This is a genomic window from Mesorhizobium sp. M8A.F.Ca.ET.021.01.1.1, from assembly GCF_003998025.1.
Taxonomy (GTDB): domain Bacteria; phylum Pseudomonadota; class Alphaproteobacteria; order Rhizobiales; family Rhizobiaceae; genus Mesorhizobium.
This window is the reverse complement of record NZ_RZSJ01000177.1, coordinates 1-10,393: the sequence shown is the minus strand read 5'-3', so window position 1 is coordinate 10,393 and position 10,393 is coordinate 1. Positions and strand designations below refer to the sequence as shown.

Annotated in this window: 12 protein-coding genes; 11 read left to right on the top strand and 1 reads right to left on the bottom strand. The window is 63.4% G+C overall.

The window, feature by feature from the left end:
• Both EOA36_RS15980 and EOA36_RS15975 read left to right on the top strand, forming a co-directional pair.
• Positions 1-582: ABC transporter permease (locus EOA36_RS15980; RefSeq protein ID WP_145969185.1), on the top strand; the 582-nt coding region annotated here is incomplete at its 5' end.
• A 4-nt stretch (positions 583-586) separates the two neighbouring features.
• Positions 587-1,402, top strand: coding sequence for an ABC transporter permease (locus tag EOA36_RS15975; RefSeq protein ID WP_127278458.1), 816 nt, complete (start codon positions 587-589; stop codon positions 1,400-1,402).
• Here EOA36_RS15975 and EOA36_RS15970 read toward each other — a convergent pair.
• Entirely contained in the window at positions 1,399-2,187 is a 789-nt protein-coding gene (locus tag EOA36_RS15970) for a fumarylacetoacetate hydrolase family protein (protein WP_127278459.1), read from the bottom strand. The two genes, EOA36_RS15975 and EOA36_RS15970, sit on opposite strands and share 4 nt — an antisense overlap.
• Positions 2,188-2,446: 259 nt before the next feature.
• Here EOA36_RS15970 and EOA36_RS15965 point away from each other — a divergent pair, with 259 nt between their 5' ends.
• The 9 genes from EOA36_RS15965 (at position 2,447) to EOA36_RS15925 (ending at position 10,305) form a co-directional block, all read left to right on the top strand.
• Positions 2,447-2,854 carry a DUF3168 domain-containing protein gene (locus tag EOA36_RS15965; RefSeq protein WP_127278457.1) on the top strand — a complete coding sequence of 136 codons (408 nt, stop codon included), beginning with the start codon at positions 2,447-2,449 and terminating at the stop codon, positions 2,852-2,854.
• 170 nt (positions 2,855-3,024) lie between these two features.
• Positions 3,025-3,324: a hypothetical protein gene (locus EOA36_RS15960; RefSeq protein ID WP_127278456.1), complete on the top strand. Its 300-nt coding sequence runs from the start codon at positions 3,025-3,027 to the stop codon at positions 3,322-3,324.
• Between the two features lie 90 nt (positions 3,325-3,414).
• Positions 3,415-4,080 (top strand): response regulator transcription factor, encoded by a 666-nt coding sequence (locus EOA36_RS15955; RefSeq protein ID WP_127278455.1) that lies wholly within the window; start codon positions 3,415-3,417, stop codon positions 4,078-4,080.
• A gap of 28 nt (positions 4,081-4,108) precedes the next feature.
• A complete protein-coding gene (locus EOA36_RS15950) occupies positions 4,109-5,497 on the top strand; it encodes an ATP-binding protein (RefSeq protein WP_245464372.1) in 1,389 nt (462 codons plus the stop codon).
• Between the two features lie 182 nt (positions 5,498-5,679).
• Positions 5,680-6,120, top strand: a complete 441-nt coding sequence (locus tag EOA36_RS15945) for a hypothetical protein (protein WP_127278453.1) — start codon at positions 5,680-5,682, stop codon at positions 6,118-6,120.
• A 124-nt stretch (positions 6,121-6,244) separates the two neighbouring features.
• Entirely contained in the window at positions 6,245-7,381 is a 1,137-nt protein-coding gene (gene ccmI, locus EOA36_RS15940) for a c-type cytochrome biogenesis protein CcmI (RefSeq protein ID WP_127278452.1), read from the top strand.
• Positions 7,382-7,388: 7 nt separating this feature from the next.
• Entirely contained in the window at positions 7,389-7,832 is a 444-nt protein-coding gene (gene ccmE / locus EOA36_RS15935) for a cytochrome c maturation protein CcmE (RefSeq protein WP_127278451.1), read from the top strand.
• Between the two features lie 23 nt (positions 7,833-7,855).
• Positions 7,856-9,841, top strand: coding sequence for a heme lyase CcmF/NrfE family subunit (locus EOA36_RS15930; protein ID WP_127278450.1), 1,986 nt, complete (start codon positions 7,856-7,858; stop codon positions 9,839-9,841).
• Positions 9,838-10,305 carry a cytochrome c-type biogenesis protein gene (locus EOA36_RS15925; protein ID WP_127278449.1) on the top strand — a complete coding sequence of 156 codons (468 nt, stop codon included), beginning with the start codon at positions 9,838-9,840 and terminating at the stop codon, positions 10,303-10,305. The genes EOA36_RS15930 and EOA36_RS15925 overlap by 4 nt, the downstream gene beginning before the upstream one ends.
• Positions 10,306-10,393 lie beyond the last annotated feature (88 nt).

The following is a 10,393-nucleotide window of genomic DNA, read 5'->3' as shown; positions in this document are numbered from 1 at the left end:
GTCTGGGTGCGCGGCAGCCCAGCGCAGCGCCTCATCGCCGAATTCTGCATCCTGGTGCCGTTCTGGATCTCGGTGCTGACGCGCGCCTTCGGCTGGGTGGCGCTTTTGTCCAACCGCGGCCTCATCAACACCTGGCTGCAGTCCATCGGTTTCATCTCCGAACCGCTGACTTTGGTGCGCAACGAATTCGGCGTCATCGTCGGCATGACGCATTTCCTCATTCCTTTCGCCGTCTTTCCGTTGGCGTCAGCAATGCGCAGCCTGGACGAGCGCGTGCTGCTCGCGGCGCGCGGGCTGGGTTCCAGCCGCATGCGCACCTTCTGGACGGTGTTCGTGCCGATGACGCGCTCCGGCATCATCGGCTCGGCGATGATCGTCTTCGTCTTCTCGCTCGGCTTCTTCGTCACGCCGGCGATTCTCGGCGGCGGCCGCAGCGTGATGATCGCCGAATTGATCTATCTCCGGATATTCCAGAGCCCGGACTGGGGACTGGGGGCCGCGATCAGCGTCGTGCTGGTGGTCTTCGTCGGCGCCCTGATGGCGCTGCTCTTCCGATACGTCAAACCGAAGCAACTGGTGTAGCGTGATGCCGACCTATCGCCCCGGACCCGTCTCGCTGATCCTCGCCGTGCTGGTGGCGCTGTTCCTGCTGTTGCCGCTGCTGGCCGTCATTCCGGTCTCGCTGACGCCGAGCCGCATGCTGGCAATGCCGACGGGTGAATTGTCGCTGCGCCACTATCGCTCGTTGATCGAGGACCCGCGCTGGCTCCAGTCGATCCTGCTTTCGATCCGGATCGGCATCGTCAGCAGCGCTATTTCAACCGTACTGGCGCTTAGTTTCAGCCTCGGCGTCTGGATGTTCCAGCCGCGCTTTACGGCAGCCCTGGTCGGTTTCGTGCTGCTGCCGATGGTTGTGCCGCCGGTGGTCTCGGCGGTGACGCTCTACTTCCTGCTCACCTCGATCTCAGGCGTCAGTTCCTTCTTCGGCTACGACACCTGGCTCGGCGTTGCCATGGCGCATTCGGTGATGACGGTGCCATTCGCGACCGTGCTGATCCTGGTCTCGCTCAGCCAGCTCGATCGGCGCATCGACCTTGCCGCGCGCGGTCTCGGTGCAAGCGTGTGGGAACGCGCCACGCGCGTCATTATGCCCAACATCAAGTTTGGCATCGTCACCGCGGCACTGCTCTCATTCGTACTCTCCTGGGAAGAGATCGGCGTCACCCTGTTCATCACCTCGGTCAACGCCATCACGCTGCCGCGCCTGATGTGGATGGGCCTGCGCGACAACATCGACCCGGCGATCGCGGCGCTTTCCGTGATATTGATCATCATCACCGTGCTGGTTCTGGCGGTGAGGAGCTTCGTGGTCAGGCTGAACCGGGAGAGCAAGCCGGTCTAGACAAACCGTACCGAGACGCGGCCAAATTTGCCCAAATCGCCGATCACTTCATCACCAGCCTCGACGCGTATCGGCGTCACGCAAGTGCCTGTGATCACCACCTGTCCCGGCTGGAGCGCTATGCCGAGGCCCGACAGTTCGTTGACGATCCATGTGAGCGCAATACGCGGGTCGCCTAACACCGCCGCGCCGGTTCCGTCGTGCCGCGACTTGCCCGAAACAAGACCGGTCACCGGGTGTTCCGCGAGGTTCACGTCACGCCATTCGTCTTGCGTGGGCTGGCCGATGACGAACAGATTGGCACAGGCATTGTCCGCTATCAGCTGTGGCGCACCGACGGCGCGGAAATCGTCGTAGCGCGAGTCCGGTATTTCTATCGCCGGATGCAAGGTTGCCACGGCATCTATCACCTCGGCGATTTCATAAGGCGCCGGGCGCGGCGGGATCTGCCGGCCAAAACGGAAAGCGAATTCGATCTCGGCGACCCGCATCTTGCTCGTCGCGAGCGAGACGGTCCCGCCAACCGCGACCGCTTTCTCTGCCAGCAGGCGCCCGGCCATCGGGCCGTCGACATTGATATGCCTTTGACCGGCAAGACTGGTTGCCGCGATCTTCCAGCCGAAAAGCGGGACCGCCGAACGATTCATGACATGGGCCTGGATGGCATAGCCTTCGGTCCGTGTCTTCGGGCGAAGCTCCTCAGGTATGGCGTCGAGATGGGTGCCATGGTCCCAATGGCTTACGAGCAGACGCGACGCGGCTTTGGCCTTTTGTGGATCGAGCATGGTCAGCTCCCGAATCTGGGAAAATGGCCCGCTGCCGGGCGTTGATGGTGCTTGCGGTGCGCAACCGGTATCGCTATGCCGCGTCCGCTGAGGAGATTGTTGGCAAGTCGTATTTTCGAGATCATCGGCATTCATCATCGAGACCACGAATCGGCAAACCTGTCCGTGCGGGAAATGGTTATATATGGCAAAGCGTCTAGAACGCGGAAGAGCTTCTGGCAGGCAAGGGTCGGTGGCGCAACAGGCGAGGGAAAGAACGATGACCGCGCCCGGTGATTTGCAGCAGGCCCTGTTCCTCAGGTTGAAAAGCGATGCGTCGCTGTCGACGCTGCTCGGCGGCGCCGGGCTGCTCGAGCGGGCAACCGACACCGCCGCCTTTCCCTATGTGACTTCAGGCCAGACCTCGGCTTTTGACTGGGATACCGGCGCCGAGAATAACGACGACCAGCTGATCACGCTGCATGTCTGGTCGAAGGCCCATGGTGAAGCCGAAACGCTTGCCATCATGGCCGCCATCAAGGCGCGCCTTGCCGACGCGGTGCTGGTGATCGGCCCGCGTGGACAGACGCGGCTGTCGCTTGAATTCACCGAGGCGCGTTATGATGAGGAACTGCTTGTCCATCATGGTCTGCTGCGATTCCGAGCGCTGACGCAGGAAAACGCCTGACGCGCTTTCAATATCATCGAAACGGAGTCTAGACTGGGCTTTCGCGGGGTTCACTGGTGGGGCGGTGAATCCAGATTGTCTATCTCGCGTTGCAGGGGTGTGGCGAGCATGGGTTCAGGGCCGTTCACTGTTCATTTCACGTTCAGCACCGATGCGTTACAACGCCGGGCATGAAAACGCTTCGCTCCCATTTCCGAACCGCGACCCTGGCGCTTAGTGCCGCCGGGATGTTTGCGTCGCAGGCAGTGGCGATACCGGCGATCGCGCCCGATCAGCCCACCCCGATCGTCCTGGCCGCATCCGACTGCTATGCGATCGGTCAGCAGGTGGCCCAGCAGAATGGTGGAACACTCGCCAAGGCCTCGGCGTCGACGCGTGGCGGCCAGCCGGTCTGCGTTATCGTCGTCCTCGTGCCGGGCAAGGACGGGCAGCGTCCGCGCCGCTCCGAAATCGTCGTTCCGCAGAACTGACGCAGTCTTCTCGTCCTACAGGGCTCCGTTTCCCAGGCCGCCGGAATCGGCCTATATCTGAAACCTCAGTCAACAGGCATTGGTCCCCGCATGCGCGTACTCGTCGTCGAGGATGACAAGGATCTCAACCGGCAGATTTCGGATGCGCTGGTCGATGCCGGTTATGTCGTCGACCGTGCCTTCGATGGCGAGGAGGGTCATTTCCTCGGTGACACGGAGCCTTACGATGCCATCGTGCTCGACATCGGCCTGCCGCAGATGGACGGCATCAGCGTGGTCGAGCGTTGGCGTCGCGGCGGCCGCAAGATGCCGGTGCTGATCCTGACCGCGCGTGACCGCTGGAGCGACAAGGTCTCGGGCATCGACGCCGGCGCCGACGACTACGTCACCAAGCCGTTCCACATCGAGGAGGTACTGGCACGGGTCAGGGCCCTGATCCGCCGCGCCGCCGGCCACGCCTCGTCGGAACTGACCTGTGGGCCGCTGCGTCTCGACACCAAGGCTTCGAAGGCCGATGTCAATGGCGTGCCGCTGAAATTGACCTCGCACGAATTCCGGCTGCTTGCCTATCTGATGCACCACATGGGCGAGGTCGTTTCGCGCACCGAACTGGTCGAGCATCTCTACGACCAGGATTTCGACCGCGATTCCAACACGATCGAGGTCTTTGTCGGGCGGCTGCGCAAGAAGATGGGCATCGACATGATCGAAACCGTGCGCGGCATGGGCTATCGCATGCGTGAGCCGGAGGCGTAAGGCGGAACCACTTCCTACCAACCCAACCGTGGGCAGACGGCTTTCGCTACGCGCTTGGCCGCGCTCGCTGACGTTCCGCGTTATCGCCTTTTCCACGGTATGGGCGATCCTGACCCTGGTCGTCATCTTCACCCTGATCACCACGCTCTACCGCCAGGCCAGCGAGCGGGGTTTCGACAGTTTGCTGTCGGCGCATCTGTTCAACCTGATCGGCTCGATCGGCATTTCCGACAGCGGCGCGCTGACCGGCTCGCCCGACCTTGGTGACCTCCGTTTCTCCGAACCGAATTCGGGCTGGTACTGGTCCGTCGAGCCCGCCTCGGAAGGCGTGCACGGCGATCTTCATTCTTCGTCCATGACCCGGACCATCCCGTCGCCCGATGTGGCGGACGTTCCCTTCAACGCCAATTTCCAGCGCAGCTATGCCGCGCAAGGCATCAACGGCGAGGAACTGGTCGTATTCGAGAGCGAATTCGTTCTCGATGCCAAGAACCGCGCCGCGCGCTTCCGCGTCATGGGAAACAAGACCGAGCTGGATCAGGAAATAGGGACCTTCCAGCGTCGCCTGCTGACCTATCTCAGCCTGTTCGGCATCGGAATGATCGCCATCAACGCCATCGCCATCCTGCTCGGGCTGCAGCCGCTGCGCAGGGTCAGGAACGCACTCGCCATGGTGCGCGAGGGCACCGCGCAGAAGCTCGACGGCCGCTTCCCGGCCGAGATCGAACCGTTGGCCAACGAAACCAACGCTTTGATCGAAAACAACAAACGCATTGTCGAGCGTTCGCGGACCCAGGTCGGCAACCTCGCCCATTCGCTGAAGACGCCGCTCGCGGTGCTGCTCAACGAGGGCCGGGCGCTTGGCGGCGCCAAGGGGCAGTTGATCGCCGAGCAGGCCGCCTCCATGCAAAAGCAGATCGATCACTATTTGCAGCGCGCCCGCGTCGCGGCGCAGCGCGACAGCGTCGTCTACCGCACGCCCGTGGCGCCGCTGGTACAGCGCATGGTGCGCGTTTTGCAGAAGCTCAACCCGCGGACCAGCCTGTCGCTGTCGCTGCCGGCCACCGAGATCGTCTTTGCCGGCGAACGCGAGGACCTCGAGGAACTGCTCGGCAATCTTCTCGAGAATGCGATGAAATGGGCAAGGAGTGCTGTCGCGGTCTCGGTCGTGCCCTTGGTCAGCAAGGATGAGAGCCTGTTCGAGATCAGCATCGAGGATGACGGCCCTGGCATTCCCGAGGACAAGGCGCGCGAAGCCATGAAGCGCGGACGGCGCCTGGACGAGACAAAGCCGGGAACGGGCCTGGGCCTCGCCATCGTCGCCGACCTCGTCAACGAGTATGGAGGCGGCCTGGATCTGGGGCGTTCCGGCATGGGTGGTCTGAAGGCAGCGGTGCGATTGCGGAGCCTTCAGTGACGTTTGCCCAGACCAATCGACACCAACGGGTGGCACATGCTATGGCGGCATATCGATTGACCTCATACTGGCCGGCGGCGGCCAAATTTCCGACAAATATCAATAGTATGGCCATGCCCACTTCTCAGATGATGCCAGGCGCATCCATGGCAAGCTCCAACTCAGGAATACCGGTTGTTGGCATGAAGATTCGCGTCGCGCTTGTTTCCGCATTGCTGGCCGTGTCGGGCTGCACCACCTTGAGCGGCAAGGGTCCGACCGTGGCCGCGACCCCGGCCTCGACGCCCCCGGCGGGCGGCAAGGTCGTCACCAAGTCCATCATTTCCGCCATGGGCGGCGGCCTCATTGGCGGGTCTGTCGGCAATGGCCTGAGCGACACGGAAAAGCGCAGCGCGCTCGAGGCCGAATACAAGGCGCTTGAATACACGACGAGCGGGCAGAAGGTGGCGTGGAAGGGCGATCAGGCCTCGCGCCATGGCGAGGTCGTGCCAGCCCAACCTTACCGCGTTGGTTCGCAGGATTGCCGCCAGTATACGCAGACGGTGTTCACCGGCAGCGCCAGTGTCACGGCGCACGGAACAGCCTGCCGCAATGCCGACGGCGGATGGACACCATTGACCTAGCACGCCAGGTCCGGTTGCGACCCGGCCAGTTGATGTCGATCAAGGACATTCGGTGCGCCTGCCGTCAAAGCGTCGCAGGATGCCTGTGTTGGCAGGGCAGGGCTCTGCCTTTATTGGAAGAACCATGCTGTTCTGGGTCATAGCCGCAATTCTCACGCTGGGCGCCAGTCTGGCGGTGCTTTTGCCGTTGGCTGGGGCTTCCAAGGGCGCGTCATCGAGCGGCGACCACGACCTGGAAGTCTATCGCGATCAATTAGCCGAACTCGACCGCGATGCCGCGCGCGGTTTGATCCGGCCCGCTGAGGCAGCCGAGGCGCGCGCCGAGATCGCCCGCCGCATCCTTCGCCTGGGTAACGCTGACATAACCGGCAAGACGTCCGGCAGGGCGGCGTCGGTCACGGCACGGCTTGTCGCGACCGTGGCCGTGCTGGCGGTCCCGTTGGTCAGTTGGGGGCTCTACAGCCAGCTCGGCTCGCCTGACTTGCCGTCGCAGCCGCTCAGCGAGCGGCTGGCCAAGAACCCGGCCGACAGTTCGGTCGATGAGTTGGTGGCGCGTGCCGAAGCCCATCTTGCGGCCAACCCTGCCGATGGGCGGGGCTGGGATGTGCTGGCGCCGGTTTATCTGCGCATGCAGCGCTTTGCCGACGCCGCGGCGGCCTACCGCAACGCCATACGCCTCGACGGCGACAGCGCTGTTCGCCAGGCCGGCCTCGGCGAGGCGATCGCCGGTGCGGCGGGCGGTATTGTTTCGGCCGATGCCCAGGATGCCTTCGAGGCGGCCTTGAAGCTTGATCCGGCCAATGCGAAAGCCAGCTTCTATCTGGCGATGGCATTGGCGCAGGAGGGCCGCGGCAAGGAAGCGGCCGCGGCCTGGCAGGTGATGCTCGGTAAACTGCCGCTGGATTCGCCATGGCGCGGCGCTGTCGAACAGGCACTGGCCAAATCCGGCTCTGAAGTCGCTTCAGGCGCGGCCGCGAAAGGCCCCGATACTGGCGATGTCGACGCGGCATCCTCCATGTCGCCGCAGGACAGGGAAGCCATGATCAACACCATGGTCGCCGGCCTCGACGACAAACTTCGTCAAAATCCGCGCGACCCGGAAGGATGGATGCGGCTTGTTCGTTCCTATGTCGTGCTGGGAAAGACCGGCCAGGCGCGCGATGCGCTGGGCCGCGCCATTGCGGTCTTTGGCGCCGACAGTGACGAGGCCAAGAAATTCACCGCCTTTGGCGCCTCGCTCGGCCTGACGGTGACGGAGTAGATTGGACATGACGCGCAAGCAGAAACGATTGTCGGTGATTGTGGGCGGCTTGGCTTTCCTCGCCGCCGCCACCGGCCTGACCTTCTACGCGCTTGGCCAGAAAGCATCCTATTTCTACATGCCGGCCGATCTGACCGCTGCCAGCGTGCAGCCCGGCCAGCGCATCAGGCTCGGCGGTTTGGTCGAAAAAGGCACCATCCAGCGCGGCCAGGGCGCGACGGTTGCCTTTTCGGTCACCGACACCCACAAATCGGTCAAGGTTACCTATACCGGAATCCTGCCCGACCTTTTCCGCGAAGAGCAGGGCGTCATCACCGAGGGCACCTTTGGCTCCGACGGCGTCTTTGTCGCCGACAGCGTGCTGGCCAAGCACGACGAGCGTTACATGCCCAAGGACGTTGCCGACGGCCTGAAAGCCAAGGGTGTCTGGCAGGAGAGCAAGAGTGAGTAATCCCGGCGGGAGAGCAAGCGGGAATGGTTGAGACCGGACATTTCGCCCTGGTTCTGGCGTTCGCGCTTTCGCTGGTGCAGACCATCGTGCCGCTGTTTGGCGCGCGGCTGAACAACCAGCGCCTGATGGCGGTCGGCGGTCCGGTCGCGGTGACTGGTTTTGCCTTGACGGCCCTGTCCTTCGCGGCACTTGCGAGCGCCTATGCAAGTTCCGATTTTTCGCTGGCGAACGTCTGGGAGAACTCGCATTCGCTGCAGCCGCTGATCTACAAGATCACCGGAACCTGGGGCAATCACGAAGGTTCGATGCTGCTCTGGGTGCTGATCCTGACCTTCTTCGGCGCGCTTGTCGCCGCTTTCGGCTCCAACCTGCCGGCGACGCTGCGCGCCAACGTGCTTGCCGTGCAGGGCGCCATTGGCGCAACCTTCTTCCTGTTCATCCTGGTGACGTCCAATCCCTTCGTCAGACTCAATCCGGCGCCGATCGAAGGCCGCGATCTCAACCCGATCCTGCAGGACCTTGGCCTCGCCATTCATCCGCCGCTGCTCTATCTCGGCTATGTCGGCTTCTCGATCTGCTTTTCCTTCTCGGTCGCGGCCCTTATCGAGGGCCGCATCGATGCCTCCTGGGCGCGCTGGGTGCGGCCATGGACGCTGGTCGCCTGGATGTTTCTGACCGGCGGCATCGCCATGGGATCGTACTGGGCCTATTACGAGCTCGGCTGGGGCGGTTTCTGGTTTTGGGATCCGGTCGAGAACGCTTCCTTCATGCCGTGGCTGGCGGGCACCGCGCTGCTGCATTCTGCCATCGTCATGGAAAAGCGCTCGGCGTTGAAGATCTGGACGCTGCTGCTCGCCATTTTGACCTTCTCGCTGTCGCTGCTCGGCACCTTCCTGGTGCGTTCGGGCGTCCTGACTTCCGTGCACGCCTTTGCCACCGATCCGACGCGCGGCATCTTCATCCTGTGCATCCTGACGCTGTTCATCGGCGGCTCGCTGGCGCTGTTTGCGCTGCGCGCCTCGAGGCTGACGGCAGGCGGCCTGTTCCATCCGATTTCGCGCGAAGGCGCGCTCGTCCTCAACAATCTGTTCCTGACCACGGCGACCGCCACCGTGCTGGTCGGCACGCTCTATCCGCTGGCGGTCGAGGCTTTTTCGGCCGGCAAGATTTCGGTCGGCGCGCCGTTCTTCAACCTGACTTTCGCCCCGCTCATGGTGCCGCTGCTGGTGATGGTTCCCTTTGGGCCGCTGCTGGCCTGGAAGCGCGGCGATGTCCTAGGCGTCGCGCAGCGTCTGATGCTCGCGTTTGCGGCCGCCCTTCTGGCGACGCTGGTCACTGCCTTGTTCATCGACGGCGCTTCGGTGCTTGCCGCGCTTGGCGTTGGCCTCGCGGTCTGGCTGATCCTTGGCGCGCTGACTGACCTCGCCGTCAAGGCAGGCTTAGGCAATGTCGCCGCGCCGGTCATGGTCAGGCGCCTGGTTGGTTTGCCACGCTCCGTCTTCGGGACCGCTTTGGCCCATCTCGGCCTTGGCCTGACGGTGCTCGGCATTGTCGGCACGCTCTGCTTCGGCACGGAGAAGATCCTGTCCATGCGTGCTGGTGAAACCGTCGAAATCTCCGGCCGCACGGTGCGTTTCGTCGGCCTCTATCCGGCCCAGGGGCCGAACTACAGCGAGGATCGCGGCCGTTTCGAGCTGATCGGCGCCAGCGGCAGCCCCGTCGGCGAAATCAGCTCGGCCAAGCGTTTCTATCCGGTGCGGCAGATGACGACGACGGAGTCCGGCATCAAGACCATCGGCCTCTCCCAGCTCTACATTTCGCTCGGCGACGAGGGCAAGGACGGCTCGGTCGTGGTGCGTTTGTGGTGGAAGCCGCTGGTGACGCTGATCTGGGGCGGCGGCCTGGTGATGATGGCGGGTGCCGCCATGTCGCTGATGGACAGGCGCCTGCGGGTCGGCGCGCCTTCGCGCCGCCGCAAGCAGGCGGTTGCGCCGGTGGTTCTGCCATGAGTGCAAGGTTTTCGCTGACCTCGATTGTCCTGTTACTTGCATTGCTCTTCGCCGGCACGGCAATGGCGGTGAAGCCTGACGAGATGCTGGCCGACCCCGCTCTGGAGGCACGGGCGCGGGCGCTGTCGGAAGGCTTGCGCTGCATGGTCTGCCAGAACCAGTCGATCGACGAATCCGACGCCGACCTTGCTCGCGACCTGCGTATCCTGGTGCGACAACGCCTTGTCGCCGGTGATACCGACCAGCAGGTGATGGACTATGTGGTCTCCCGGTACGGCGAGTTCGTTCTGTTGAAGCCGCGTTTCGACCTGCGCAACGCGTTGCTGTGGGGCACGCCCGTGCTGTTGCTGCTGGTGGGAGGCGGATTCATTGTGTTGACCGCGCGGTCGCGCCGGATGCTGGCGACAACATCCCTATCAGCCGATGAACAGGCGGCATTGGACACGATCCTGGACCGCGACTGACGTCTGCGCTGCGCGCCAACATTACCAAAGTTTCATGTGCCGGAAATGGCGTCGTAATGTGCGCCGCTCTAATTCTCGTTTCTTGAGG

What these genes read in the sequence shown, in the direction of transcription:
- EOA36_RS15965 (WP_127278457.1), top strand. Translation starts at nt 2,447, where the DNA reads ATGACCGCGCCCGGTGATTTGCAGCAGGCCCTGTTCCTCAGGTTGAAA.
- ccmE (WP_127278451.1), top strand. Translation starts at nt 7,389, where the DNA reads ATGACGCGCAAGCAGAAACGATTGTCGGTGATTGTGGGCGGCTTGGCT.
- EOA36_RS15975 (WP_127278458.1), top strand. Translation starts at nt 587, where the DNA reads ATGCCGACCTATCGCCCCGGACCCGTCTCGCTGATCCTCGCCGTGCTG.
- ccmI (WP_127278452.1), top strand. Translation starts at nt 6,245, where the DNA reads ATGCTGTTCTGGGTCATAGCCGCAATTCTCACGCTGGGCGCCAGTCTG.
- EOA36_RS15925 (WP_127278449.1), top strand. Translation starts at nt 9,838, where the DNA reads ATGAGTGCAAGGTTTTCGCTGACCTCGATTGTCCTGTTACTTGCATTG.
- EOA36_RS15970 (WP_127278459.1), bottom strand. Translation starts at nt 2,187, where the DNA reads ATGCTCGATCCACAAAAGGCCAAAGCCGCGTCGCGTCTGCTCGTAAGC.
- EOA36_RS15945 (WP_127278453.1), top strand. Translation starts at nt 5,680, where the DNA reads ATGAAGATTCGCGTCGCGCTTGTTTCCGCATTGCTGGCCGTGTCGGGC.
- EOA36_RS15955 (WP_127278455.1), top strand. Translation starts at nt 3,415, where the DNA reads ATGCGCGTACTCGTCGTCGAGGATGACAAGGATCTCAACCGGCAGATT.
- EOA36_RS15960 (WP_127278456.1), top strand. Translation starts at nt 3,025, where the DNA reads ATGAAAACGCTTCGCTCCCATTTCCGAACCGCGACCCTGGCGCTTAGT.
- EOA36_RS15930 (WP_127278450.1), top strand. Translation starts at nt 7,856, where the DNA reads ATGGTTGAGACCGGACATTTCGCCCTGGTTCTGGCGTTCGCGCTTTCG.